At 46.2% G+C, this 24,770-nt stretch carries 25 protein-coding genes; 15 read left to right on the plus strand and 10 right to left on the minus strand.

The annotated features are described in order from the left end of the window. Positions 1 to 4 precede the first annotated feature (4 nt). From fliD to JKJ11_RS00535, 10 genes are all read right to left on the minus strand, one after another. Complete coding sequence (gene fliD / locus JKJ11_RS00490) at positions 5 to 1,342, minus strand: flagellar filament capping protein FliD (protein WP_236111281.1); 1,338 nt, start codon at positions 1,340 to 1,342, stop codon at positions 5 to 7. Positions 1,343 to 1,799: 457 nt separating this feature from the next. Beyond that, the gene (gene lafA / locus JKJ11_RS00495; protein WP_006072148.1) at positions 1,800 to 2,666 is read right to left on the minus strand and encodes a lateral flagellin LafA; all 867 of its coding nucleotides are present in this window, start codon (positions 2,664 to 2,666) and stop codon (positions 1,800 to 1,802) included. 238 nt (positions 2,667 to 2,904) lie between these two features. Continuing rightward, positions 2,905 to 3,717, minus strand: coding sequence for an EAL domain-containing protein (locus JKJ11_RS00500; protein ID WP_006072151.1), 813 nt, complete (start codon positions 3,715 to 3,717; stop codon positions 2,905 to 2,907). Then, positions 3,710 to 5,803: a flagellar biosynthesis protein FlhA gene (gene flhA / locus JKJ11_RS00505; protein ID WP_252038621.1), complete on the minus strand. Its 2,094-nt coding sequence runs from the start codon at positions 5,801 to 5,803 to the stop codon at positions 3,710 to 3,712. The genes JKJ11_RS00500 and flhA overlap by 8 nt, the downstream gene beginning before the upstream one ends. A 33-nt stretch (positions 5,804 to 5,836) precedes the next feature. After that, on the minus strand, positions 5,837 to 6,964 hold the full coding sequence (gene flhB, locus JKJ11_RS00510) for a flagellar biosynthesis protein FlhB (protein WP_031493095.1): 1,128 nt from the start codon (positions 6,962 to 6,964) through the stop codon (positions 5,837 to 5,839). Further along, on the minus strand, positions 6,961 to 7,737 hold the full coding sequence (gene fliR / locus JKJ11_RS00515; protein ID WP_006072156.1) for a flagellar biosynthetic protein FliR: 777 nt from the start codon (positions 7,735 to 7,737) through the stop codon (positions 6,961 to 6,963). The genes flhB and fliR overlap by 4 nt, the downstream gene beginning before the upstream one ends. Next, complete coding sequence (gene fliQ / locus JKJ11_RS00520; protein WP_006072158.1) at positions 7,737 to 8,006, minus strand: flagellar biosynthesis protein FliQ; 270 nt, start codon at positions 8,004 to 8,006, stop codon at positions 7,737 to 7,739. Before fliQ ends, fliR begins: the two co-directional genes overlap by 1 nt. 11 nt (positions 8,007 to 8,017) lie before the next feature. Then, the gene (gene fliP / locus JKJ11_RS00525) at positions 8,018 to 8,731 is read right to left on the minus strand and encodes a flagellar type III secretion system pore protein FliP (protein ID WP_252039081.1); all 714 of its coding nucleotides are present in this window, start codon (positions 8,729 to 8,731) and stop codon (positions 8,018 to 8,020) included. Between the two features lie 75 nt (positions 8,732 to 8,806). Then, complete coding sequence (gene fliN, locus JKJ11_RS00530) at positions 8,807 to 9,175, minus strand: flagellar motor switch protein FliN (RefSeq protein ID WP_038228711.1); 369 nt, start codon at positions 9,173 to 9,175, stop codon at positions 8,807 to 8,809. Next, the gene (locus JKJ11_RS00535) at positions 9,172 to 9,984 is read right to left on the minus strand and encodes a FliM/FliN family flagellar motor switch protein (RefSeq protein ID WP_252038622.1); all 813 of its coding nucleotides are present in this window, start codon (positions 9,982 to 9,984) and stop codon (positions 9,172 to 9,174) included. The genes fliN and JKJ11_RS00535 overlap by 4 nt, the downstream gene beginning before the upstream one ends. Before the next feature lie 513 nt (positions 9,985 to 10,497). On the opposite strand from JKJ11_RS00535, the gene JKJ11_RS00540 reads away from it, so the two are divergent. From JKJ11_RS00540 to tatC, 15 genes are all read left to right on the plus strand, one after another. Continuing rightward, positions 10,498 to 11,379, plus strand: a complete 882-nt coding sequence (locus JKJ11_RS00540; protein ID WP_252038623.1) for a MotY family protein — start codon at positions 10,498 to 10,500, stop codon at positions 11,377 to 11,379. Continuing rightward, complete coding sequence (locus tag JKJ11_RS00545) at positions 11,380 to 12,708, plus strand: sigma-54-dependent transcriptional regulator (RefSeq protein WP_252038624.1); 1,329 nt, start codon at positions 11,380 to 11,382, stop codon at positions 12,706 to 12,708. 12 nt (positions 12,709 to 12,720) lie between these two features. Beyond that, positions 12,721 to 13,077, plus strand: a complete 357-nt coding sequence (gene fliE / locus JKJ11_RS00550; RefSeq protein WP_006072170.1) for a flagellar hook-basal body complex protein FliE — start codon at positions 12,721 to 12,723, stop codon at positions 13,075 to 13,077. Positions 13,078 to 13,080: 3 nt separating this feature from the next. Then, positions 13,081 to 14,829, plus strand: a complete 1,749-nt coding sequence (fliF, locus tag JKJ11_RS00555) for a flagellar basal-body MS-ring/collar protein FliF (RefSeq protein WP_252038625.1) — start codon at positions 13,081 to 13,083, stop codon at positions 14,827 to 14,829. After that, positions 14,795 to 15,811 (plus strand): flagellar motor switch protein FliG, encoded by a 1,017-nt coding sequence (locus tag JKJ11_RS00560; RefSeq protein ID WP_006072174.1) that lies wholly within the window; start codon positions 14,795 to 14,797, stop codon positions 15,809 to 15,811. The genes fliF and JKJ11_RS00560 overlap by 35 nt, the downstream gene beginning before the upstream one ends. Before the next feature lie 3 nt (positions 15,812 to 15,814). Then, on the plus strand, positions 15,815 to 16,564 hold the full coding sequence (fliH, locus tag JKJ11_RS00565; protein WP_006072177.1) for a flagellar assembly protein FliH: 750 nt from the start codon (positions 15,815 to 15,817) through the stop codon (positions 16,562 to 16,564). Beyond that, positions 16,557 to 17,903, plus strand: a complete 1,347-nt coding sequence (fliI, locus tag JKJ11_RS00570; RefSeq protein ID WP_124940498.1) for a flagellar protein export ATPase FliI — start codon at positions 16,557 to 16,559, stop codon at positions 17,901 to 17,903. Before fliH ends, fliI begins: the two co-directional genes overlap by 8 nt. 28 nt (positions 17,904 to 17,931) lie before the next feature. Next, the gene (gene fliJ, locus JKJ11_RS00575; protein ID WP_124940499.1) at positions 17,932 to 18,363 is read left to right on the plus strand and encodes a flagellar export protein FliJ; all 432 of its coding nucleotides are present in this window, start codon (positions 17,932 to 17,934) and stop codon (positions 18,361 to 18,363) included. Between the two features lie 172 nt (positions 18,364 to 18,535). Next, on the plus strand, positions 18,536 to 19,945 hold the full coding sequence (rmuC, locus tag JKJ11_RS00580; protein WP_006072182.1) for a DNA recombination protein RmuC: 1,410 nt from the start codon (positions 18,536 to 18,538) through the stop codon (positions 19,943 to 19,945). 45 nt (positions 19,946 to 19,990) lie between these two features. Beyond that, complete coding sequence (ubiE, locus tag JKJ11_RS00585; RefSeq protein WP_006072183.1) at positions 19,991 to 20,773, plus strand: bifunctional demethylmenaquinone methyltransferase/2-methoxy-6-polyprenyl-1,4-benzoquinol methylase UbiE; 783 nt, start codon at positions 19,991 to 19,993, stop codon at positions 20,771 to 20,773. A gap of 10 nt (positions 20,774 to 20,783) precedes the next feature. After that, positions 20,784 to 21,428 (plus strand): ubiquinone biosynthesis accessory factor UbiJ, encoded by a 645-nt coding sequence (locus tag JKJ11_RS00590; RefSeq protein WP_252038626.1) that lies wholly within the window; start codon positions 20,784 to 20,786, stop codon positions 21,426 to 21,428. Next, complete coding sequence (gene ubiB / locus JKJ11_RS00595; RefSeq protein ID WP_252038627.1) at positions 21,425 to 23,059, plus strand: ubiquinone biosynthesis regulatory protein kinase UbiB; 1,635 nt, start codon at positions 21,425 to 21,427, stop codon at positions 23,057 to 23,059. Before JKJ11_RS00590 ends, ubiB begins: the two co-directional genes overlap by 4 nt. A gap of 54 nt (positions 23,060 to 23,113) precedes the next feature. Beyond that, positions 23,114 to 23,368, plus strand: a complete 255-nt coding sequence (gene tatA / locus JKJ11_RS00600; RefSeq protein WP_006072188.1) for a Sec-independent protein translocase subunit TatA — start codon at positions 23,114 to 23,116, stop codon at positions 23,366 to 23,368. A 3-nt stretch (positions 23,369 to 23,371) separates the two neighbouring features. Further along, positions 23,372 to 23,773 carry a Sec-independent protein translocase protein TatB gene (gene tatB, locus JKJ11_RS00605; RefSeq protein ID WP_006072189.1) on the plus strand — a complete coding sequence of 134 codons (402 nt, stop codon included), beginning with the start codon at positions 23,372 to 23,374 and terminating at the stop codon, positions 23,771 to 23,773. A gap of 82 nt (positions 23,774 to 23,855) precedes the next feature. After that, complete coding sequence (gene tatC / locus JKJ11_RS00610; protein ID WP_006072191.1) at positions 23,856 to 24,611, plus strand: twin-arginine translocase subunit TatC; 756 nt, start codon at positions 23,856 to 23,858, stop codon at positions 24,609 to 24,611. Positions 24,612 to 24,770 lie beyond the last annotated feature (159 nt).

Raw genomic sequence — 24,770 nt, forward strand, 5'->3', positions numbered from 1 at the left:
AGCCCTAACCAAACATGCTCATGGTTTGGTTCATTTGTGTCATTAAGGTGTTCATTTGAGTGAATTGTTTGAGGTAGCGGCTGTACGCCATGTCGTACTTGCGCTCTAACGTTGCTTGTTTGTCGTCAATGCGCGAAATGTTCTGTTGTAAGGAGTCTTTACGGGTTTTGAAAAGACCGGTGGTCGACTTCAAAAATGGGTCAACCATGGTGTCGATGGAATCCAGAAGATTACCGTCGCCGTTAAACATGGCTTCTAGCGCGGCACTGTTATTTTTTTGCGCCTCTTCGAACTTGGTAGTATCCAGTGTCATCTTGCCGCTGCGATCAATCTCAATACCCACTTCACTTAGGCGCATTCCGTTGTATTCACCACGAATAATGCTGGTAAGTTGGCTTTCAATAGAGCGAAGTGTTGGGTCACTCGCTAACACGCCACGTGCTTTATCCTCCCCGCCGATACCAGTGTATTCATCCATGGTAGACATCAGAGTGTTGTAAGCATCAATGAAGGCGTTAACTTGTTCTTTTGTCGCTTCATCATCGGCACCAATAGTCAGCGTCAGCGGTTGCTCTCCCGAGACCTGCGCCTTACTGACCGTCAGGTCAACACCATCAATAACGCCAGTAAAGGTATTGCTACTGTTGGTCAGTTTTAGGCCGCTACCCTCAGCGCCTAGCCAAATGACGGCATCTTGCGGTGTACTGATATTGCTGGTGTTAGTAAAGGCATCTTCAAACCAGGATGCTCCAGTGCCTGAAGCTGACACGTTTACAGTATTGGCAACACCCGTTTCAGTACTCGACAGCATGAAGTGTGTCTGGCCATTGGAACGAACCAGAGTGGCATTGACGCCTGGGTTATCAGGGTCGTTATTAATAGCTGAAACCAAATCGGCCATAGTTGCTTTGCCATCGCCGTCGGTATCAACTGTTGATAGATCGAGTGATAGGGTTTTACCGTCAACCGTTAAATCGAGCGTGCCTGTTGTTGGAATCTCAGTGTTGGCATCTAGGTCGGCTGGCATACCCGTTGAGAGTTGGTGTGCGGTGGCAACTTGTTCCACAAACACTTGATAGCTGCCCGCCATGGCACTGGCATTGGCCGTCGCAGAAAGGAAACCCTCTTGTGAAACCGTTGCCGTATTCTTAATGATGTTCGAGCTGCTGCTGTTCATGTTGGTTACGGCAGTTCGGAACTCACGCAATGCCGATTCCACTTTACCTAGCGCAGTAATTTGAGCCTGATACTTATCCGCTTGCATTTGGTAGCGCTGCTGAAATGGCTGCACATCATAAGTGGCAAGGTTGGTCGCCATAGTGATTGGGTCAAACGAACTCATTGGAGTGCTCCTTAGTTTTGCTGCTCGCCGTGCAATAGGGATGGACAGCACAGTATTCTTAGTGGGTTAAATCAAGATGTATGCCATGATTTAAAACATTAAAATTCAATTGGTTAGGATAGTTTTCTCTCGTGGGCGGAAGCGGGGTTTCCATTGTGCTAGTTCCGCTTTTCCACCAGTAAACTGCCTATTACTCAGAGGGTTAAGGCGACTTGACGGTGAGAGGTATTAATCGTTGGTGATAAGATAAGTGGCAATATGAGATCTGGGTTCAGAGTTAGTTTTGTTTTCATCTCTTCACATCCCATCAAGCACCACCTAGTAATGAAAAAACCTCCCGAAGGAGGTTAAAAGGACGGATGAATAGTTAACGAAGGAAAATTCATCATATCCAAAAATAACCGATGCGGTTGGCTGGTAGCGATCACCGCACCAATTATTAAGGATGCTTGCTTTATTAACGAAGTAGTGACATCGCCATACCAGGTAGCTGGTTAGTTTGCGACAGAACTGTTGTACCCGCTTGCATTAGCATTTGGTTCTTCGTCATGTTTGAAGACTCAACAGCGAAGTCAGCGTCAGTGATACGACCTTTCGCAGCAGATGTGTTCTCAACCATGTTGCCAAGGTTAACGATAGTGTGCTCTAGACGGTTGATGTTCGCACCAAAGCTTGAACGTGTAGTACCGATATCAGCAAGAAGACCTGTGTCACCTGTTGCACCTGTTAGAGTAGTAAGTGCTGTCTGAGCACCAGCTTCTGTCGAGATATCACCTAGAGCAAAGCCACCAGCTGCACCGATTGCTGTGTTTAGAGCTGTGATGTCTGTAGATACGTCAACTGCTAGTTGCTCACCAGCATTAGTACCGATTTGTAGGTTAACTGCACCCGCAGCGAAACCAGTCGTGTTAAACAGCTTTTGACCACCGAAGTTAGTTGAATCCATGATGTTTACTAGCTCTTCGTTAAGCTGTTGGAATTCTTTGTTCAGTGCAGTTTTGTCAGCTGTAGAAGCAGAACCGTTTGATGCTTGAGTTGCTAGGTCGTTCATGCGGTAAACGATGTTTGTCATCTCGTCCATCGCACCTTCAGCAGTTTGCATCATTGAGATACCGTCTTGTGCATTACGCATTGCAACGTTCATACCGCGAGTTTGAGATTCTAAACGAGTAGAGATTTGAAGACCTGCTGCATCATCTGCTGCAGAGTTGATGCGGTAACCTGTGCTCAAACGCTCCATTGCTGTGTTTAGCAGACCGTTTGTGTTGTTCAGAGTGTTTTGTGTAACTAGCGAAGCGTAGTTAGTGTGCATCGATAAAGCCATTGTCATTCTCCTTGAATCTATATCAATGTGGGACATTCGCCCCGCTCACTAACAAGAGGCGGTCGGTTAATTTCTAGGATTAATTGGAAAATGAAAAAAACTTGGAAATTATTGATTTTGGGTGGGAAAGTGTGAGGTTTATTCCGAAAAATAGCGATTTTGTTAGGGAGGTTGGCCTCTCTTTTCTGCTAGAAAGAGTGAAAAGAGAGGCGCCGATGTGGTTTAAATAAGCGCTTGGTTAGTACTCATCATTACCGGCATCACCGAATGACTTAAATGACATTGAGGTCGGAATATCACTAAAGTAGCCAAAGTAATGACTGGCTCCAAGGCGCTTAAATTGGGTGAGTTCATCTTGATTACTGATTCGTCCTGCCACCCAAGCTAACTTATGATTACGACAGAATTTCACCAAAGGTAATAACCGTGTTCGGTCTTGTTTGTTTTCTAACGTTGCTGCTACTTTGAGCGCATCGGGCTCGAAGGGCAGTAACTGTTCGAACATACCTTGGCTCGGGTCAACGTCGAACCATAATGCGAAAGCTTGCTCTTTGAGGGTTTCGGTTAATGCATTAACCCGCTCATGCAAAGGGGTGGTCTCACCCAGTTGCAGTGAAGGGATAATATGGTAGAACGCGCCTGCGTGGTATCGAATCACTTGTTTGAGAAAGTGCTCACCCGATTCCCACAGCAGGGCATCACTACTAATAGGCACGACGACATTACTGGTGAGATCTGGGTGAAAGGTCTCTATTTGGAACTTGGTTTGGCGCAAGGCGAGATACAAACTGTACAAATCGAGACAAAAGCGCATCGTATCAGAAAGGTCAAACTGGTAGACGCTTTGCTCACTTTGGCTGCCGAATCGCAGCGTTAAATGCTGAAACTCGACTTCCCCGTTTTTGGTGTCGCGAATGGCCTGACAGGCATGGCGAATGTCATTTTGTTCAAAAGCGTCAAAAATAATCTGGTCGTCTTCCGTAACGACATGCTGCTCCACTAGCTGATGTAGGTAGCGATACAGCGCTTGGTTTGAAGTTAGGTTATCCAAGGTTTCCTACCACGTTTATCTGTTTGTTTTCTGGGATTTCGTTATAAGACAGTACCGCCAATCCTTGCGAGAAGGTGCGGGCATATCGAGCGATCAAAGGTCTTAGCTGGGGCATGACCAATAAGATGGGCGCAAGCCCTTGTTGCTTAAGCTGCTGTTTTATCAGCGGCAAGTTTTGCTGGAATTGACTTAGGATATTGGGCTCAATTGGGAAGCTATCTAACATGACGCTGCCATTGGCTTGAGCTTGTTGTAGTGACGTCATCAACATCTGTTCGAGCTCATCAGAAAGTGCGTACACGCTTAGCTCTTTACGTTGCCCAGCCACAAGGTTAACTAAAGTGCGGCGCAGTGCACAACGCACGTCGGCAGCAATAAGAATAGGGTCCTTAGTATTTTCTGCTGATTCCAGCATGGTATTGGCAATGGTGCGAATGTCCTTAAGAGGAACCTGATCGAGCAGTAGTTGCCTGTACACCTTTAACTGTTGTGCTGGGTTTAAAGCTGCACCGAGCGCTTCGGAGAGTTTAGGTGCTTGTTGGGTTAAGCGCAGATTCATTGCATCCACGTCATCATGAGTAAATAACTCCGCTAGATGCGACTTCATCACCTTACTAATGTGTGTGGCGATAACGGTGCCATCATCGACGACTTGATAGCCCATATTAAGCGCTTTAGCTTTGTCTTTATGTTCGATCCAAACCGCCGGCAGATGATAAGCAGGGTCACTGCCTAAGATGCCATCCACTTCGCCATAAGTTTCACCAACAGCGATAGCCATCAGACGATCGGGTTCGATAAAGCCTTCTTCGATGATTTCACCGTTAAGTGATAAGGTGTACTGGTTAGGTTTAAGACTCAGGTTGTCTCGAATACTCACCTCTGGAACTAAGAAGCCCACTTGTTCGGAAAGATTTTTACGTACCCCTCGAATACGCTGTGTCAGCGGCGCACCTTGCTCTTTATTCACTAGGTGAACCAATCGATAACCCAAAGCTAGCGATAAGCTGTGTACATGTGGGATATCATCCCAAGATAGTGGTTGCTCATTGTCTGCTTGCATGGCAGCAGAAATCGCTTGAACTTCATCAAGTTGCGGGTCGCTAACAGGAGCTTTGGATTGACGCCAGCCTGCAAACGCTAATACACCAGAAAACGTGAAGAAGGCGAGATGTGGCATGCCTGGTACTAGACCAATAATCAGCATAATGGCGGCAACCGTGTATAAGGTTGCTGGCGTCGCCAATAACTGCTTATGCATGGTATCGGTCATATCGTTATCGCTATCATTGATGCGAGTAACAATGATGGCCGCTGCCGTTGCCAGTAACAGTGATGGAATCTGTGCCACTAAGCCATCACCGATGGTCAGTAGTGCATAGGTCTTGAAAGCTTCAGAAGCGGGTAAGCCGTGTTCAAACACACCGATACTGATACCGCCGATAATGTTGATAAACAGAATCATTAAGCCTGCGATAGCATCGCCACGCACAAACTTAGAGGCACCATCCATCGAACCGTGGAAATCAGCTTCGTTGGCGACTTCTTTACGTCTTTGTCTTGCCGCTTCTTGATCAATCAGTCCTGCGTTTAAGTCTGCATCGATCGCCATCTGTTTGCCAGGGAGCGCATCAAGGGTAAAACGAGCCGAAACTTCAGAAATACGTTCACCACCTTTGGTGATCACCACAAAGTTAATGATCATCAAGATGACGAAGACAACCATACCTACGACGTAGTTACCACCAATCACGACTTCACCGAAGGCTTGGATAACTTTACCAGCCGCGTCTCCACCATTATGGCCTTCGAGTAGAACAATACGAGTCGAGGCCACGTTCAAGGTGAGTCGCATTAGGGTTGCGATAAGCAAAATGGTTGGGAAGATGGAAAAGTCGAGCGGTCTTTTGGCGGTGGTACTGACCAGTAACACCAAAATAGCCAGAACAATATTGAACGTGAACAACGCATCGAGTAGCAAAGGTGGCAATGGTAAAATCACCATCGCCAAAATCATCAGCAACACAATAGGGATGCCAATATAGCCTTTTCCTGAGCGTCTAAATTGTTTAAGACGATTCAACATGAGAGTTCCTTTGTTACTTGTTCTAGTTATCCGTTAGTGTTGCAAATGTTTAGGTATTGAGAACACGGGAAGTGGTAGCGGTTTGTCTCCCGAGCCTTGGCGAAACGCCTTTAATTGCATCACGTAAGTTAAAATATGTGCCACGGCGATGTAGAGCTGGCTTGGGATCGCTTGCTCTATGGCGGTGGTGTAGTAGATAGAGCGCGTTAATGGCGGCGAGTGTAATATTTCTACCTGATTTTCGCGGGCAATACGTTGAATGTGCATCGCCGTCTCATCGATACCTTTCGCCACCACAAATGGCGCATCTGACAAAGAGGTGTCGTATTTTAGAGCCACGGCGTAGTGCGTTGGGTTAGTGATCACCACATCAGCCTTGGGGACGGCTTTGTCGATTTTTCGGCGTGCAAACTGCTGTTGAATTTGACGAATACGCTGTTTTACTTCCGGACGCCCTTCATTATTTTTGTACTCTTCTTTCAGCTCTTGCTTGGTCATTTTAAGCTGCTTGAGATGCTCCCAACGTTGGTAAGGAATATCAATTACGCCGAAGATAAGCAGAGCCACACCCATCAGTAATAGACCTTCAAACAAAATCGTCATCACCATAGTGATACCCTGAGATAGGGTGAGCTTTTGCATGCCAAGTAGTTGAGAAAAGTTGCTATCCAAATAGGTATACAGTAAGGCAAAAATCACCGTGACCTTGAGTGACGACTTCAGTAATTCAACCAATGAACGTGTTGAAAACATACGTCCAACACCGGAAATGGGGTTGAGCTTACTCAACTTGGGTTGGATATTTGCTGGGCGAAACATCCAACCGCCAAGTATCATGCTACTGCCGATAGCGGCAATGACGATTACCATAAACATGGGCAGCAGTAATTCGATGATGATGCCAAGGCTTTGACCCAGTTGCTCAATCATTTGTTTAGGGTTTTCTAGGTCCTGACGTGTTAGTGCCATATTGAAGCGAAATACACCAGAAATGTGCTCCCAAATACGACCGATTTGGCTATAAAAATAGATGGCAACAATCAAAAACAGCACCGCAGTAGTGAACTCTTTGGCACGAGGAATTTGACCTTCCTGCCTCGCCTTTTTGATCTTCTGGGGTGAGGCTTTTTCGGTTTTATCTTGGCTGGACTGCTCGCTCATGCGCCCCCCACCATAAACAGGTTAAGTTGACTCAATGTTTCGTGTACCAGCGCGGTATAGCGACTAGGGATGCCACTAACTGTTAGCAAGATGCTAAACAAACCAAGCAACATGGTCATTGGGAAGCCAAGGGCGTAAACGTTTAGGCTGGGTGCCGCTCGGTTCATGACACCAAAACTGATGTTCGCCAATAGCATGGAGACGATGGCTGGCAACGCCAAAGCTAAGGCTGAAGCAAACATCCAACCAAACAAAGAAACGATATTGTCTAAAGAGGCGATGGTGATGCCAGAGCCGACCGGCCATACCACAAAGCTCTGCACCAAAATATCAATGACCAGAAGATGCCCTTCGAGTGCAAGGAATAATAACGTACACAGCAGCAAGAAAATTCGTCCCAAAATGGCAACGGAGAGTCCATTGACCGGGTCGTTCATGATCGCCATACCAAGCCCCATTTGTAGCGAGACGATTTGCCCTAGCATGGTGAAAATGGTGAAAAAAAGGTGCAGTATGAGTCCGAAAAAAAGTCCCCACATAGCCTGTTCAAAGGCCAAAAACAGAGAGGTCATCGACAGCAAATCAACGGCAGGCATTGCAGGCATAAGCGGTGCCGTGATCACCACAATCGATAAGGCAAGTAGGGCTCTGACCCATACTGGAATTAACGCATCACCGAAAAATGGCATGGCCAGAAAGGCAGCCCCAATCCTGAAAAAGGGCCACCATAACTGACCTAACCATTGAGATATTTCGGCGAACGTAATCTGCATTAACCAATCATCCCTGGAATGTTATGGAACAAGAAGTCGAATAGCTCCATGATTTTGCGTAGCATCCAATGCCCGGCAAAAATGACCATCAACAGGGTGGCCAATAATTTGGGTAAAAAGCTGAGTGTTTGTTCTTGGATTTGAGTCGCAGCTTGAAAAACCGCGATAACCAAACCCACAAGCAGTCCTGGCACTACCAGTACCATCACGATGCTGATGATGAGCCAGACGGCGTTTGAAAACAGAGTAACGGTCAGTTCTGGAGTCATGATTCACGCTCTCATCCACTGCCAAAGCTGGCGGATAGGGTTCCGACTGTCATCGCCCAACCATCAACCAAAACGAATACCACCAATTTGAATGGTAATGAGACAATCAATGGCGAAAGCATCATCATACCCATTGCCATCAAGACACTTGCGACTACCAAATCTATGATTAAAAAAGGAATAAACAGCATGAAGCCGATCTGAAACGCGGTTTTCAGCTCACTGATCACAAAGGCTGGAAGAACAATAGCAAAGGAAATGTCCTCCACTTTTGAGTTCACTGGTTCGTTGGCAATGCGCAGCATTTGTTCGAGTGAATTACGTTGTGTTTGTGCGAGCATAAAATTGCGTACCGGCTTTTCTGCGGTAGCAAAAGCTTGCATCAAAGTGATCTCGCCTTGGTCATAAGGAACAAAGGCGTGCTCATACACATCGCTCCAAACGGGCCGCATGATGAGGATGCTCAGACTGAGTGCAATACCAATCAATACTCGGTTGGGGGGACTTTGTTGTAAGCCCAAAGCCTGACGCAAAATCGCTAACACGACAATGATGCGAGTGAAGCTGGTGGCCATCAAAATGAACGCAGGTAAAAAGCTCAAAGCTGTCATCAAGAGCAAGATTTGCAGCTTTACGCTGTATTCTTGTTCTGATTGACCATCGTTAACGGTCAGAAAAGTCAGCCCGTTATCCGCTAAAGCGGGATGAGCAAACAAACCGAGCATGACGATGACCAAGCCTATGAGGAGCAGGCGTAGGTTCGAAGGATAAGCGATACCAGCTAAACGCAGTTTCACGAGCTACTTACCCATAGAGGTGAGAGCAGAATCAACAACATCAATCAGTCTCAGGCCGTACTTTTCGTTGACGACGACGACTTCGGCATGCCCCATAAGAGAACCATTAACCTTCACATCCAACGGTTCGCCGTTTAGCTTATCAAGTTCGATAATACTACCTTCACCAGCAGACATCAGATCGCCTAGCGCAACCTCTTTGCTGGCGACTTCAAGCGTCACAGTGACGGGGATATTTTTGAAGAAGCTAAGATCTCGCTCAGATTGAACTGGAGCGGCCATTGGGGCGTCGGTATCAAAGTCTTCAAGTTGAAAGTCATCGAAGCGCAGTTCGTCACCGTCGAAGACACTTTGTTCTGGCGAATCGCTCATCGGTTGGTTTCCTTATCATTATTTAAAATTAAAACAAGTTGCCCCTCTTGCTCTGCCACGCGCCCTGTGAATAGGGTCTCTTTACCAATGTTCACTGGAGCGTTATTGAGCAGTTCAATAGGGAGAATGTCGTCGGCTTTGAGTTTGAGTACTTGTGTTAAAGGCAACACGGTCTTACTCAATTGAACGTTTAAGCGGACCGGGGTTTTGTGCAAAGCATGATTGAAGTCACTTGCCATGTGTGGGTTGGGTGTTAGCTCCAGTTCGTCGATCAGCGTTTGAATCAGAGCACTATCTAATGTGACGGCCAATAGAGCTTGTTGGTTACGCACATAAATGGATAGCTTGGCAGCAATACCAATGCCCGGAATAACCTCGAATTCATGTTGCTTCCATGTGGTTTCTGGCGCTATCCACTGTGAGGCGCACTTGGCAATGCGCTGTAATAATCGCAAGTCGCTATTAGTGAGCTCCCCGCCGCCGCGTTCCATGCTAGTGCTATAAAATTGGTCAGATAAGCGCATTAGCATGGTGGGTTCCATCGACACATAAAGCATGCCGTCATCGTAGTGTTTGAGGACTGAAACACTAGTGGCATCTACGTTAGTTTGTGGTAGTTCAGTAAGCGAAACATGGTCCAATTCGACTAACACTTGTTGTGTTTTTAACCAAGCTTGTAGTTCAAGGCTTAGCTGTTGGCATGAGTTAATCAATAACTCTTCGAGTTTATTGCGAATGATATGAATGGGTTTACCTAATAATTCTACATTAAGAGTTTGCACCTGTTCAGGCATCTCTGTTTTTTGCATATCCATATCTTTACCAAACGTAATCTGAGTGGGGTTTCATTTGTAATTATGTGTTGCTATTTAATAACAAAGCGTCATTTTTCGTCAGTCTACTCTGGTTTTTTTATTTATTTTTAGCCCTCTAATGTAAATTTGTGAACTTGGTTCATATGTTTGTTTTCGCTATATAAAGCACCTTTAAATATAAAATAAATACAGGTAGCTTAATTAAATAATAATTATATTTCATGGGCAAAATTGCGACTAAATAATGCGCACAGCCCTTGTATAGCAACAATCAGAGTGAGTATTTTATCTAAATTTATGTTTTATAACGCCTATCAAGGGATTTTATAAAACGTCTCTCTCATATGAAAGTAGGCTTCTATGTATTATGTGAAAGAGATATAGATGGACAGCAATATGATCTATGGCTTAGTTAAAAAATATTATTTCTCATTATGTCGAGATTTTTCTCGGTCAAGAGAATGTAAAATACAAATTCACACTTTCGCTGTTAATAGGATGTATCCATTGGCGTTATTAATGGGGATGTTTTTTGGGATTAAGATCTCACACGCAGCGGAAGTAAATATTCCGATGGATTTGGTTAATTGGCAATTTGTAGAGGGAGAATTTGAGTGCCAGCTTGTTCAGACCTTGCCAAATAATAGGGGGAAGTTTTACTTCCATGCGGAACCTAATAACCAATTGTCGGCAGTTCTGCATTTACCTAACAATAACATCAAACAAGCCCAGCTATTTCAAATGTCAGCACCATGGCATACCCCAGTGCAACACACCATGATTGATGATGCTGCGAAAACAACGCGTGGCTACGCCATCTTTGATGTGGATATTGATGCTTTATTAGCAGCCACCACTCGTGGGGCTTGGATCAGAGTGAGCTCTATGCAAGCTGCTAATCAAGTAGGTGATGCCTTTGTTTTACCTTCCACTCGAATTGAATCGGCATACTTTAGCTTCAATCAGTGCCGCTCCAAATTACCTGAAATGAACTACAGCCAAGCGAGAGACGTGGTGTTGAAGTTTGATTTTGGCCAACGAGTGGTCACCAGTGAACAGCGTCAAACACTGCAATCATTAGCCAGCTATATCAAAGCAGATGGCCACATATCAAAAGTGCTAGTGGATGGACACACGGATAATGTTGGTTCGTCATTGAGCAACCTACAGGTGTCACGAGTACGAGCCGATGACGTCGCCAGTGTACTCACTGAGTTAGGGACGCCAGCCAAACTGATCGAAGTACGAGCCCATGGTGCCCGTTACCCCGTGAGCAGCAATGAGACTGAGTTTGGTCAAGCTAAGAACCGCCGAGTTACGGTTCGAGTGGTTCGTCATCCTTCCAACAACACAGCGTCTTCAACGGATCTGAAGACGGAGGTTCAGTAAATGAAAAAGGATATTCTCTACGTTGAGCCTTGTGAGCATAACGCTCAACCTATTATCGACCTATTAACGGAGCAGGGCTTTAGCATAAATCATGTTCGAACTGGTCGTTCGGCACTGTTAACCACTTCAGGCTCCATCAGTTTAGTCAGCTCCAATCTGCCCGATATGAGTATTCGTGAGTGGATTGCCTGTCATCAGCGAAAAGCTAACCCTGGTGTAGCCATTGCCATCGTCGAACAAGACCAAGGTATATTAGCTGCAGAAGCGATGAAGGCGGGGGCGACAGATTACTTGCTGCGTCCATTTGAAGCAGCGCAACTGGTCAACTTGATTCGTCGCGTTGAAGCGTTAGAGAAGCCAATGGCCAATATTGTGGCGGAATCTTGGCGGAGCAAACAAGTTTTGCAATTGGCGCACCGTGCGGCGTGCACCAGTGCTAGTGTGTTGATTACTGGGGAATCGGGTACCGGCAAAGAAGTACTCGCTCGTTACGTCCATGATCAATCGCCTCGTGCACAGCAGCCTTTTGTAGCCGTCAACTGTGCCGCTATTCCTGAGTCCATGCTAGAAGCGGTACTGTTTGGTCATGTGAAAGGAGCATTTACCGGCGCGACGGGTTCACAAACCGGTAAGTTTGAAGAAGCTAACGGTGGCACAATTTTGTTAGACGAAATTGGCGAAATGTCACCAGCCGTTCAAGCTAAGTTACTGCGAGTACTTCAGGAGAGGGAAGTAGAGCGTGTGGGCAGCCATAAGTCGATTGCTTTAGATATTCGAGTGATTGCGGCCACTAATAAAGATCTTCGCGAAGAGGTTCAAAAAGGGACGTTTAGAGAAGACTTGTATTACCGCTTAGACGTATTGCCGCTGCATTGGCCGCCACTTCGTGATCGCAAAGATGACATCCTACCTATTAGCCAATTCTTTATTAATAAATACAAAGAGCAAGCCAATTGCTACTTATCTGAGGATGCGCAGCAAGCGCTTAGTCAATACCACTGGCCCGGCAATATTCGTGAATTAGAGAACGTGATTCAACGTGCGCTCGTCATGCGCCACGGCGACTATATTACGGCTCACGACTTGATGTTGCCGATTGAGATACCTGCTTTTAATCCTGTGGTGTCCAATGAAAACCTAATGGGACACGTGGAAGTCAAAAAGCAGGCGGAATTCCAATTTATCTTAGAAAAACTACGTCAATTTGGCGGAAACCGAACTAAAACGGCGGACGCTCTAGGGGTTTCTACGCGAGCACTGCGCTACAAATTAGCTGCGATGCGAGAGCAAGGAATCGATCTACAGTCAGCCATTGGCTCGGCTGCGTAAAGGAGAAATTTGATGGCGATGCAACCTATAAATAACGCGTTATCCGCAGAGCAATTAATGCTGACAAAAATGCAGGTAATGCAGCAGCACGTGCAGCCTGATTTTGTGGTGTCCAATAACCCAATCGATGTGAACAAGGTTAATGAACCGATGGCATTTTCTGGTGCAATGAAAAATGTGCTTGATATGGTGAACCAGCATCAATCTACGGCATCACAGAAAATCACAGCAGTAGAGACTGGGGAGAGTGATGATCTTGTTGGAGCCATGATTGCTAGCCAGAAAGCGAGCTTGTCGTTTTCTGCTCTAATGCAAGTTCGCAACAAGGTAGTTGCTTCCTTTGAAGATATTATGAAGATGCCGGTGTAGAACATGTCAGAATTAGCACCTCAAACTGTGGCGGCAGCGGGACCAATCGATGTTGCCCCCAAAACAGCAAACTCATCGAATATGAACGATATCAACGCCAAGGTGAAGAAGCTGTGGTCAAGCTCGCAGCGTAACTTGGTATTGTCAGCAGTACTGGCTGCTATTGTTGCAGCCATTATTGTGGTGGCGCTGTGGAGTTCTTCGCAAAGTTATCGTCCGCTATACAGCCAACAAGAACGTTTTGATATTGGTGAAATTGTCTCGGTATTAGAGTCCGAAGGTATTGCCTATCGACTGCAAGAGCAGAACGGTCAAGTGTTAGTCGCAGAAGGTCAAGTGGCGAAAATCCGTATGTTATTGGCGGCGAAGGGCGTTAAAGCTCAGCTGCCAACCGGATTGGACTCACTTAAAGAAGACAGTTCTTTGGGAACGAGCCAGTTCATGGAAAATGCCCGTTACCGTCATGGACTCGAAGGTGAACTAGTACGCACCATCATTTCTCTTAATGCTATCTCTAATGCTCGTGTTCACTTAGCCATTCCAAGACAGACATTGTTTGTTCGCCAACAAGGTGAAGAGCCGTCGGCGTCGGTGATGATTGAGCTTAAGCCGGGCGAAGATCTGAAACCCGACCAAGTCGAAGCCATCATCAACTTGGTGGTGGGTAGCGTAACGGGAATGAAACCAGAGTTTGTTTCGGTTATTGACCAATATGGCCGTCTGTTGAGTGCCGATGTTGGCTCGGCAGAAGCAGGTAAGGTCAATGCGAAATATCTGGAATATCAAAAGAACGTTGAAAAGCAGATCATTCAACGTGCGGCAGATATGCTTACGCCGATTGTAGGTCCGAGTAACTATCGTGTCCAGGTTGCGGCGGATATGGACTTCAGTCGAGTGGAAGAAACGCAAGAAATCCTCGACACTAATCCGGTGGTGCGCAACGAGCACAGCATTCAGAACAATACCATTGATAAAATAGCACTTGGTATTCCGGGCTCTCTGAGTAACCAACCACCAGTGACAGGTGAAGTGCCAACCAATGATAGTCAAAATACCAATGCACGCAGTGAGCTAAATCGTCAGTACGCGGTAGGCAGCAGCGTGCGCCGTACTCAATATCAGCAAGGTCAAATCTCTAAGCTAAGTGTCTCTGTACTCCTTAATGAAAGTGCTGCGCCAAATGGTACAGCATGGACACCAGCCGAACGCGCACAAATATCAACGATGATCACCGATGCTGTAGGTATCTCCGCCGATCGTGGAGACAGCTTGAGTCTAATGAGCTTTAACTTCACCCCAATTGAAATCGAAGCGCCACCGGCTATGCCGTGGTGGCAAGACCCGACAGTGCAACAGCCTCTGCGTTATGTCATTGGCGGTATGCTCGGAATGGCGATGATCTTCTTTGTACTTCGTCCATTGATTATGCACCTAACGGGAGCGGACAAGCGTGGCAACGAACTTGAATTCGCTGAGCCTCAAGAAGAGGAATACCAAGAGAATATTCAGACTCGTGAAGAGCGCGAACGTGAAGAGATGCTGAATCGTCGATTGTCTGAGAAAGGCATAGAATCCACCTCTTCAGGTCTTGATGCTAGCAGTGACATGCTGCCCCCTCCAGGGTCGCCGTTGGAAATTCAACTTAAACATCTACAGCTTATTGCCAATGAAGAGCCTGAGCGCGTAGCGGAAGTACTTAAACAATGGGTAAATGTGAATGAAAACAGCACAGTCAACGCCAGCAACGCTTAGTCATGTTGAGAAAACCGCTCTTGTGCTTTTAGGTATGGGGGAGGATGCCGCTGCTCAGGTGCTGCGTCATTTCTCTCGCGATGAAACACAGCGTGTCACCCGAGCGATGGCACGCCTAAGTGGCATTAAAAGTGATAATGCCAAAGGGGTGATTCAACACTTCTTCGAAGACTTTAGACAGCACAGTGGTATTCGTGGCGCCTCAAAAGAATACTTGTCGAACACATTGCGTAAAGCTCTAGGTAATGATTTAGCTAAGGGATTACTTAACAACCTGTATGGTGATGAAATTCGCAATAACATGCAGCGACTGCAATGGGTTGATGCGGAGATCTTGTCGAGATTTGTAGCGAAAGAGCACCCACAGATGCAGGCTATATTCTTAGCGTATTTACCTCCAGAGACCTCATCGGCGGTACTGAGTTACCTTCCTGCGGATTATCACGATGAGTTGCTGTATCGCATTGCTCGCTTACAAGATATTGACCATCAAGTGGCAGCGGATCTTAACGAATTAATAGAACGCTGTATTGAGCAGGTCTCAGTAAGTCAAAGTGCACCTATGTCTGGCGTTAAACAAGTAGCCGACATTATCAACCGTTTCTCGGGTGACCGAGCAATGTTGATGGAAATGCTCAAACTGCATGATGAAGACGTCGTCAGTGAAATTGAAGAGAACATGTTCGACTTTATGGTGCTAGGTAGGCAGCGTGAAGACACCATGGATACGTTAGTTCAGCAAGTACCAATTGAGCTTTGGGCGGTGGCGTTAAAAGGGGCGGAAATTACCTTGCAGCAAGCGATCAAACGTTCGATGCCACAGCGTATGGTAAAAGCACTGGAAGACGATATGCAATTGCGCGGCGCGGTGCCTGTTAGTGCGGTTGAGCGTGCTCGCAATGACATTATGCAGATCATCAAAGAGCTATCGGAAGCGGGCGAGATCGAGTTGTCGCTATACCAAGAGCAGACAGTGGAGTAAGCCATGAAGGAAAAAGCGATTTTTACCTTGCCACCTAGTGGTTATAGACAACACCGCTTCCCGCCATTGGCACAACCTTCAGCAGTGGATGAGTTTACCGCTGAACTCAGTTGGGATGACGCACCGACACAAATCGACGTGCAGGAACGCCTTGAAGAAGGCTTTCAACAAGGGCTAGAGCGTGGTCATCGAGAAGGCTTAAACCAAGGAATTGAGCAAGGCAAGCAACAGGGTTTATTGGAAGGTCAAAAAGAGGGCTTTCAAAAAGGTTTTGTCTCGGGTGAACAGTCGGGCAAGCAAGCGTTCCTTGATGCCGTTAAACCTGTTAATGATATCTATGTGTCACTGTCTCGCTGGCAGGAAGAAAAAGAACAGCAACAACGCCATATCATCTGTGAGTTGGTGCAAAAAGTGGCGCAGCAAGTCATTCGTGCTGAGTTGACGCTGATGCCCCAGCAAATTCTGGCATTAGTCGATGAGACACTGGAGGCCATGCCGGGTAAAACTGAAAAGGTCACCGTACACCTAAACCCACAAGACCTAGAGCGTATTACCCAGATTAACCCTGAGTTAGCTGACGGTTGGAAGTTAGTTGCCAAACCAGAACTGCCCGTTGGTGGCTGTCATTTGGTGACAGAAGATGCTGAAGCTGATGCCAGTTGCGACTCTCGATTGGAGTCGTGTATGGATGCAGTAAAAGAGCACTTATTGGATGAAGTGACACCTATTGATTTAGCGAGTAACGATGACTAGTGCTTCCTCCCCTCTACTTCATGACCGCCTAAACGATGCGATTGCGTCGCTTAACCTAGTACCTGTTGCGCGAGTCACAGGTCGATTAGTAAAGGTAAACGGTTTAATGCTGCAAGCGGTTGGGTGTCGATTTAAGCTTGAGCAACGTTGTCTGGTTGAGACAGATGAAGGCGATATGATTGAAGCGCAAGTGGTGGGCTTTGACCATAATATTGCCTACCTCATGCCCGTTCGTCAGTTGGGGGGATTATTTGCCGGTGCCAAAGTCATACCGCTTGATGGTGATAGCTCGGTTAATTTGGGCAGCCATTGGTTAGGGCGTGTGGTGAATGGACTTGGTGAAGCATTGGATGATGGCGCGGTGCTAAAAGGGGGCGATCGTGTCTCTTTAGAGCCGAAACCAATAAACCCATTAAAACGTCGTCCCGTTGATACGCCACTGGATGTTGGTGTTCGTGCGATCAACGGTTTACTCACTGTCGGCAAGGGTCAGCGCATTGGTTTAATGGCAGGTAGCGGTGTGGGTAAAAGTGTGTTGATGGGGATGATTACTCAAAACACCGAAGCTGATGTCATTGTTGTTGGCTTGATTGGTGAGCGTGGCCGTGAGGTGCGTGAGTTTATCGAACGTAATTTGACGCCAGAAGCGCGTAAGAAAGCCATTATTATTGCGGCTCCTGCGGATGAGTCACCATTAATGCGCTTACGAGCCACATTACTTTGTCATCGAGTTGCCGAGTATTTTCGGGATAAAGGCAACGATGTGTTGTTGCTGATGGATTCTTTAACTCGCTATGCCATGGCGCAGCGTGAAATTGCGTTAGCATTAGGTGAACCTCCGGCATCAAGAGGATATCCACCTTCGGTTTTCAGTGTCTTGCCTCAGCTGTTGGAGCGTGCCGGGAACAGTGAGCATCCCGATGGCAGTTTGACTGCCATTTACACGGTTTTAGCAGAAGGGGATGACCAACAAGATCCTGTGGTGGATTCTGCCCGCGCAATTCTAGATGGGCATGTGGTACTCTCTCGCTCATTGGCGGAGCAAGGACACTATCCCGCGATTGATATTAATGCGTCGATCAGCCGTTGTATGTCAGGATGTACTCCTGAAGCGCACAGTACGCTAGCCAATCAATTTCGTCAGCTTTATTCCAACTATTTGCAAGTGAAAGAGCTGCTTCCTTTAGGTGGTTATCAGCCAGGCCAAGACCCTGAACTCGACCAATCGGTGGCGGTGCACCCTCAACTCAAAAACTATCTATTGCAAGCGGCCAATGATGCGGTGGATTTTCAGACATCGTTAACGGAGTTGGCGCAGCTATTTCAAAACCCTAATTAAGCAGGAAGCCAAACGCTAACCAAAAACTATGGACAGTAAAATTCGTGCAGTCGGTAAAATAACCCAAGTAGAGGAATTACGACGTGATCAGATTGGTGCGCGTTTGGAATCTATGCGCCACCAAAATGAGCATTTGGCTAAGCAGCTACTAGCATTGTCTGAACTGAAAACACTAAATCACAGTGGCTCAAATCAAACCAATAGCATGGGGTTGATGAACCTTAACCTTGTCGACCAAATGCTGCAAAAAATGCTGAATCATCAAAAGCATGAGCAAGCGGTGATGGAAGCACAGTGTCATTCGGTTCAGAAACAGCTGCAACAAAAAGCGGCAAGAGTACACGGACTAGAGCAAGTGCTGGATCGTTGGAGTAAAAAACAAAACTACGAAAAAGCAAAGCGTGAACAGAAGCTTATCGAAGATATCATCAACTCACGTATCAAGCGGCGTGCCTTGTAAATATCTGGACATTTATCCAGTATAAATTACCATTAGCTATAGAACCTAGGCTGATGGCACGTATACAATGCAATGGATAATTGATAACCAAACCCTCCTACTTTCAATCACTTCTATTTCAACTTGTCTCGGATTTTCCGCCGCTGCAATTCTGCACTTTAAGTCACGTCAGATGGAGCAGATGTTTGAGCAAAAAGCGCAGTTAGAAAAGACCGCTTTAGAGCAAGAAATTGAACGCTTACGCCACGACCTTCAAGACGCAAAGCAAGAGCTTGACGAACTGGATGACGAACGAGATAAATCGGCGTTTGAGCTTAAGCAAGCGCACGGCAAAGTCATGGCTGCAATGGAAAAGTTGCGTTACTTTGAAGCGGTGAAGCAAGAACGTCAGCAGTATGCGACTGACCTTGAATATGTGAAGCAGCAGCGGGCTCAGTCTGAAGCCGAGCTGCGTGAACAGTTAGCGACCTATCAGCAACAACAGCGCTCTGACCAAGAAAAACTTGAGCTTCTGCAGCAATCTGAATTGCGCTTAAAAGAGCAGTTTGAACGTCTAGCCAATCAAGTGTTTGAAGCCAAAACGGCTAAGGTTGACGCACAAAACCGACAAAGTTTAGAGGGCATCCTGTCGCCACTCAAAGAGCAGTTGGAAGGGTTTAAAAAGCAAGTTAATGATAGTTTCAGCCAGGAAGCCAAAGAACGCCATACCTTGGTTCATGAACTAAAGAACCTACAACGTCTTAACGATCAGATGACTAAAGAAGCGATGAACCTCACCCAAGCGCTAAAAGGTGATAATAAACAGCAAGGTAACTGGGGTGAGGTGGTTCTTGCGCGCGTGCTGGCTGAATCAGGGCTGCGTGAAGGTCACGAGTATCAAACCCAAGTCAGCCTGCAAAATGAAGCGGGTAAACGATATCAGCCAGATGTGATTGTTCATCTTCCCCAAGAGAAGCAAGTGGTTATCGACTCGAAAATGGTGCTGGTGGCCTATGAGCGCTACTTTAATGCTGAGACAGACGCCGAACGCGATCGTGCATTGAGTGATCATCTGATTGCGCTACGTAATCATATTCGAGGATTGTCGCAAAAAGATTACCATCAACTAAAAGGTATCCGTTCGCTCGACTACGTCTTGATGTTTATCCCGGTAGAGCCTGCATTCCAAGTGGCGATTCAAGCCGATCCGAGTTTGGTGAAAGAGGCGATGGAGAGCAACATCATCTTGGTTAGCCCAACCACCTTGCTGGTGGCGCTGCGTACTATTGATAACCTTTGGCGCAACGACCGCCAGAATCAGAATGCACAGGTGATTGCTGACAAGGCGAGCAAGCTTTACGACAAGTTGCGTTTGTTTGTTGATGATATGGAAGGGCTGGGCGGCGCACTCGATAAAGCGAACCAAAGTTATCAAGGTGCAATGAACAAATTGGCCACCGGAAGGGGCAATGCGATCCGTCAAGCGGAGAGTTTTAAGCAACTCGGTGTGGAAGTGAAACGCTCCATTTCTCCTTCTCTGACAGAAATTGCACAAAATGATGCGTTGGTGGAAAGACAACCAGACATGGATAAAGTAAACTGACCGTCTGCGGCGTAGGTGATGTTGCGCCGCCTAAGAGGAAGAATAATGACGGATAGTAACGTGCAATCAAATCAGCTTAATCAACAAGACGAAACCACACACTTTGGTTTCACAACAGTCGCGAAAGAAGAAAAAGTGACAAAAGTTGCTGAGGTATTTCACTCGGTAGCAGCAAAATACGACATCATGAACGATTTGATGTCTGGTGGTGTTCACCGCTTATGGAAGCGCTTTACTATTGATTGCAGTGGTGCGAGACCGGGTCAACGTATCCTCGACCTTGGTGGTGGTACTGGTGACCTGACGGCTAAGTTTTCTCGTATCGTTGGTGACAAAGGTCATGTGATTCTCGCTGACATCAACAACTCCATGTTGAATGTGGGGCGCGACAAATTGCGTGATACTGGTATTGTCGGTAACGTTCATTACGTTCAGGCTAATGCTGAAGAGCTGCCATTCCCAGATAATTACTTTGACTGTATTACTATCAGTTTCTGTCTACGTAACGTGACCGATAAAGACAAGGCGCTGCGTTCTATGTATCGCGTATTGAAGCCGGGTGGTCGCTTACTGGTACTTGAGTTTTCAAAACCTATCCTTGAGCCTCTATCTAAAGTTTACGATGCGTATTCTTTCCATCTGTTGCCGAAAATGGGTGAATTGGTAGCGAACGATGCAGAAAGTTATCGTTATCTTGCTGAATCTATTCGAATGCATCCAGATCAAGAGACTCTGGAAGGCATGATGAAAGACGCTGGCTTTGAGCAGACCAAATACTTCAACCTAACGGGTGGTATTGTTGCGCTGCACCGTGGATACAAATTCTAAGGACTGAGCTATGCCCTTTGACCCATTAGTCACCGCGGTGGTGGAAACCACGCTCAATACCTTAATCAAAGATGACGATGCGTTGGTTAAGCGCGTTGCACGTCTTAAAGGTCAGATTATTCAAGTTCATTTGCGTGAGTTTAATAAGTCACTCACTTTTGTGTTTAGTCATCAGTTGGATGTCCTTTCCAACTATGAGGGCGAGCCGGACTGTTATTTATCTTTAAACCTTTCGGTACTTCCTGAACTAAAAGAGCAGGCGAATATCACCAAGCTTATCAAACAGGATAAGTTGCAATTGGAAGGTGACATTCAACTGGCTCAGAAGTTCTCTGCTCTGCTAACCGATTGCAAACCAGATCTAGAAGAGTGGTTATCCCGTGTAACTGGTGATGTGGTGGCACATACTGCGGTTCAAGGAGTAAAAGGGCTCTTTTCCTTCTTCGCATCACAAGCTGCAAAGCACCAAGACCACTTTGGTCAAGTATTAACGGAAGAGTGGAAAATTGCTCCGCCACCGTTAGCGGTAGCAGCATTTTGTGACGACGTTGATGAAGTGCGTAGCCAAGCAGATAGATTGAGTGTGCGTTTGGAGCGTTTAATTGAAGCGACATCAAGCGATGATTCTAATGATGCATCGGCGGAGCGCGCATGACTCCAAGTGAAATCAAACGTCTTTATCGAATCATAAAGGTTCAGCTTGAGTACGGCTTAGATGAGTTGATGCCCATGCATCAGCTCACCAAAGCCCCGTTGCTAGCACGCAAATCTTTGTTCTGGATGAAGAATAAACATCCAGACAAGCCGCTTGGTGAAAGGCTTAGGTTGGCACTGCAAGAGTTAGGTCCAGTATGGATTAAGTTTGGTCAAATGATGTCAACGCGTCGGGATCTATTCCCTCCGCATATTGCTGATCAACTTGCGCTACTTCAAGACCAAGTGTCGCCATTTGATGGACACTTAGCTAAGTCGCAAATGGAACTGGCTCTCGGTGGCCCTATTGAACAATGGTTTGATGATTTTGATATTGAGCCTTTGGCATCGGCCTCAATTGCTCAGGTTCACACTGCTAAGCTGAAAGACTCTGGGCAAGAAGTTGTCTTGAAGGTGATTCGTCCAGATATTCGCCCTGTCATTGATGCAGATCTTAAGCTGATGTATCGCATGGCTAGGATAGTGTCGAATGCTCTACCTGACGCTCGCAGGTTAAAACCTGTTGAAGTGGTGCGCGAATACGAAAAGACCTTATTGGATGAGCTTGATTTAAGACGTGAAGCGGCCAATGCAATTCAATTGCGTCGCAACTTCGAAGGCAGTGAAGAGCTTTATGTTCCTGAGGTTATGCCGGACTTTAGTAGCGAAAGCTTAATGGTCTCTGAGCGAATCTACGGTATTCAAGTGTCTGATATTCCGACACTTGAAGCGAATGGCACTAATATGAAGCTGTTAGCGGAACGTGGTGTGAGCGTATTCTTTACTCAGGTGTTTCGTGACAGTTTTTTCCATGCCGATATGCATCCAGGCAATGTGTTTGTTAGCTATGAGCACCCAGAGAATCCGCTTTGGATTGGCTTAGATTGCGGCATTGTTGGCACGTTAAATAGCGAAGATAAACGTTATCTGGCGGAAAACTTCCTTGCTTTCTTTAACCGTGACTATCGTAAGGTGGCTGAGCTGCATGTCGACTCTGGTTGGGTGCCAACCGATACTAACGTCGATGAATTTGAGTTTGCTATTCGCATGGTGTGTGAGCCAATTTTTGCCAAACCTTTGTGTGAAATCTCTTTCGGCCATGTGTTACTGAATCTATTTAATACCGCGCGCCGGTTCAATATGGAAGTACAGCCCCAGCTTGTCTTGCTGCAAAAGACCTTGCTCTATGTCGAGGGGTTAGGCAGACAGCTCTATCCGCAGCTAGACTTATGGGAGACGGCGAAACCATTTTTAGAAAAATGGATGGCGAACCAAGTAGGGCCGCAAGCTGTTATAAACGGAATTAAAGAACGCGCTCCGTTTTGGGCAGAAAAGTTACCGGAACTACCAGAGTTGCTGTACGATAGCCTTAAACAAGGTAAGGCTATGAATCAACGCATGGACATGCTGTATCAAGGATACCGTGAAACAAAACGGCAACAAGGTACAGGTAAATTTTTGTTTGGCGTTGGTGCAACTTTAATCGTATGCTCTGCCATATTACTGGGAGGGCCATATCAGCAGTTATCTGCATTGTCAGGCGCTGTTGGTATCACATTTTGGCTGTTAAGTTGGCGTACTTACAGACGTTAAGCGATAAACTCGTATTAATTTTTTATTTGTTAATCAAGACCCGAGGTAGAAAGAATGGGTGGTATTAGTATTTGGCAACTTCTTATTATTGCCGTGATCGTTGTTTTGCTATTTGGTACTAAGAAATTACGCGGTATCGGTGGCGATCTTGGTGGTGCGGTAAAAGGCTTTAAGAAAGCCATGAGTGAAGATGACAACACAACGGCGAAATCAGACACGAAAGACGCTGATTTTGAGCCAAAGAACATCGAGCAAAAGCAAACAGCAGACGCATCGACAGAAGCGAAGAAAGATAAAGAGCAGGCATAATTCGTGTTTGATATCGGTTTTTGGGAACTGGTACTCATTTCAGTAGTTGGTCTAGTCGTTCTAGGACCAGAACGTCTACCAACTGCAATCCGAAGTGTTTCTCGTTTTATCAGCTCTGCGAAGGCTATGGCAAATAATGTCAAAGATGAGCTTTCACACGAACTCAAGGTGCAAGAGCTTCAAGAGAACCTGAAAAAAGCTGAGAAAATGGGCATGGAAGACCTCTCTCCTGAACTGAAAAGTTCGGTGGAGGAACTGAAACAGGCCGCGCAAGAGGTGACTCGTCCTTATGCGAGTGACAAACCAAAAGCGTCGACATCGGAAGCCAGTGCAGAAGCACCAGCTGCTGAAGTGGCAAAGCCTGTTGAGAATGAGTCTCCAGAAAAAGATCTTAATAAGGGCTGAGCTTCAGCCCTTATCGTTTTCATTCCGAAAGTGCCAATGAGATAAACCTTCTCTTAGCACTTTTATTTTATTCGAGGTTTTCATGTCTAGCGTCGAACAGACACAGCCTTTGATCAGTCACCTGCTTGAGCTAAGAAATCGACTACTACGCGCGATTACGGCTGTGTTAGTGGTTTTTCTGGCTTTGGTTTATTTCTCCGGCGATATATACGATTTCGTTTCTAAGCCTTTGGTAGAGCGACTACCTGAAGGTGCAACGATGATAGCAACTGACGTTGCTTCGCCATTTTTTACGCCACTGAAATTGACGCTCATTGCGTCCATCTTTATTGCGGTTCCTTTCATCCTTTATCAAGTATGGGCGTTTGTTGCCCCTGGTTTGTATAAGCATGAAAGACGGCTGGTGATGCCATTGATGTTCTCAAGCTCGCTGCTGTTTTACTGTGGTGTGGCATTTGCGTATTTTGTTGTATTCCCACTAGTGTTTGGCTTCTTTACTGCCATTTCCTTAGGAGGGGTAGAATTTGCGACGGACATTTCGAGCTATCTCGACTTTGTACTTGCACTCTTCTTGGCGTTTGGTATTGCCTTTGAAGTGCCTGTCGCGATTATCTTATTGTGCTGGACAGGTGCGACGTCGGTAGACAGCCTCAAGCAGAAGCGACCATACATTATTGTTGGTGCGTTTGTTGTCGGTATGATGCTGACGCCACCAGATATGATTTCTCAAACCTTGCTCGCCATACCTATGTGTTTGCTGTTTGAAGTCGGGTTGTTCTTTGCAAGATTTTATACTCGCAAAGATGATGAGGAAGAGTCTGAAGCAGAAGACGCATAAGCATCCAAAAACAATAAAAAATAGCGGCTACTTTGGCCGCTATTTTTTATTGTTGAATCGTTGATATATTGTACAGTCACGAACTTTATGTTCTTGATATGCAATTGTGCCATCTCAAAGGTGAGGAAATGTCACGGTTTGATATGAATAAACAACAAT

Origin of the sequence: Vibrio sp. SCSIO 43133 (assembly GCF_023716845.1) — a bacterium.
GTDB lineage: Bacteria > Pseudomonadota > Gammaproteobacteria > Enterobacterales > Vibrionaceae > Vibrio > Vibrio mediterranei.

Bases quoted from the DNA above. Each gene is read 5' to 3' on its own strand.
- fliD (WP_236111281.1), bottom strand. From the start codon at position 1,342: ATGAGTTCGTTTGACCCAATCACTATGGCGACCAACCTTGCCACTTAT.
- lafA (WP_006072148.1), bottom strand. From the start codon at position 2,666: ATGGCTTTATCGATGCACACTAACTACGCTTCGCTAGTTACACAAAAC.
- flhA (WP_252038621.1), bottom strand. From the start codon at position 5,803: ATGTTGAATCGTCTTAAACAATTTAGACGCTCAGGAAAAGGCTATATT.
- flhB (WP_031493095.1), bottom strand. From the start codon at position 6,964: ATGAGCGAGCAGTCCAGCCAAGATAAAACCGAAAAAGCCTCACCCCAG.
- fliR (WP_006072156.1), bottom strand. From the start codon at position 7,737: ATGCAGATTACGTTCGCCGAAATATCTCAATGGTTAGGTCAGTTATGG.
- fliQ (WP_006072158.1), bottom strand. From the start codon at position 8,006: ATGACTCCAGAACTGACCGTTACTCTGTTTTCAAACGCCGTCTGGCTC.
- fliP (WP_252039081.1), bottom strand. From the start codon at position 8,731: ATGCTCGGTTTGTTTGCTCATCCCGCTTTAGCGGATAACGGGCTGACT.
- fliN (WP_038228711.1), bottom strand. From the start codon at position 9,175: ATGAGCGATTCGCCAGAACAAAGTGTCTTCGACGGTGACGAACTGCGC.
- JKJ11_RS00535 (WP_252038622.1), bottom strand. From the start codon at position 9,984: ATGCAAAAAACAGAGATGCCTGAACAGGTGCAAACTCTTAATGTAGAA.
- JKJ11_RS00545 (WP_252038624.1), top strand. From the start codon at position 11,380: ATGAAAAAGGATATTCTCTACGTTGAGCCTTGTGAGCATAACGCTCAA.
- fliE (WP_006072170.1), top strand. From the start codon at position 12,721: ATGGCGATGCAACCTATAAATAACGCGTTATCCGCAGAGCAATTAATG.
- fliF (WP_252038625.1), top strand. From the start codon at position 13,081: ATGTCAGAATTAGCACCTCAAACTGTGGCGGCAGCGGGACCAATCGAT.
- JKJ11_RS00560 (WP_006072174.1), top strand. From the start codon at position 14,795: ATGAAAACAGCACAGTCAACGCCAGCAACGCTTAGTCATGTTGAGAAA.
- fliH (WP_006072177.1), top strand. From the start codon at position 15,815: ATGAAGGAAAAAGCGATTTTTACCTTGCCACCTAGTGGTTATAGACAA.
- fliI (WP_124940498.1), top strand. From the start codon at position 16,557: ATGACTAGTGCTTCCTCCCCTCTACTTCATGACCGCCTAAACGATGCG.
- fliJ (WP_124940499.1), top strand. From the start codon at position 17,932: ATGGACAGTAAAATTCGTGCAGTCGGTAAAATAACCCAAGTAGAGGAA.
- rmuC (WP_006072182.1), top strand. From the start codon at position 18,536: ATGGAGCAGATGTTTGAGCAAAAAGCGCAGTTAGAAAAGACCGCTTTA.
- ubiE (WP_006072183.1), top strand. From the start codon at position 19,991: ATGACGGATAGTAACGTGCAATCAAATCAGCTTAATCAACAAGACGAA.
- JKJ11_RS00590 (WP_252038626.1), top strand. From the start codon at position 20,784: ATGCCCTTTGACCCATTAGTCACCGCGGTGGTGGAAACCACGCTCAAT.
- ubiB (WP_252038627.1), top strand. From the start codon at position 21,425: ATGACTCCAAGTGAAATCAAACGTCTTTATCGAATCATAAAGGTTCAG.
- tatA (WP_006072188.1), top strand. From the start codon at position 23,114: ATGGGTGGTATTAGTATTTGGCAACTTCTTATTATTGCCGTGATCGTT.
- tatC (WP_006072191.1), top strand. From the start codon at position 23,856: ATGTCTAGCGTCGAACAGACACAGCCTTTGATCAGTCACCTGCTTGAG.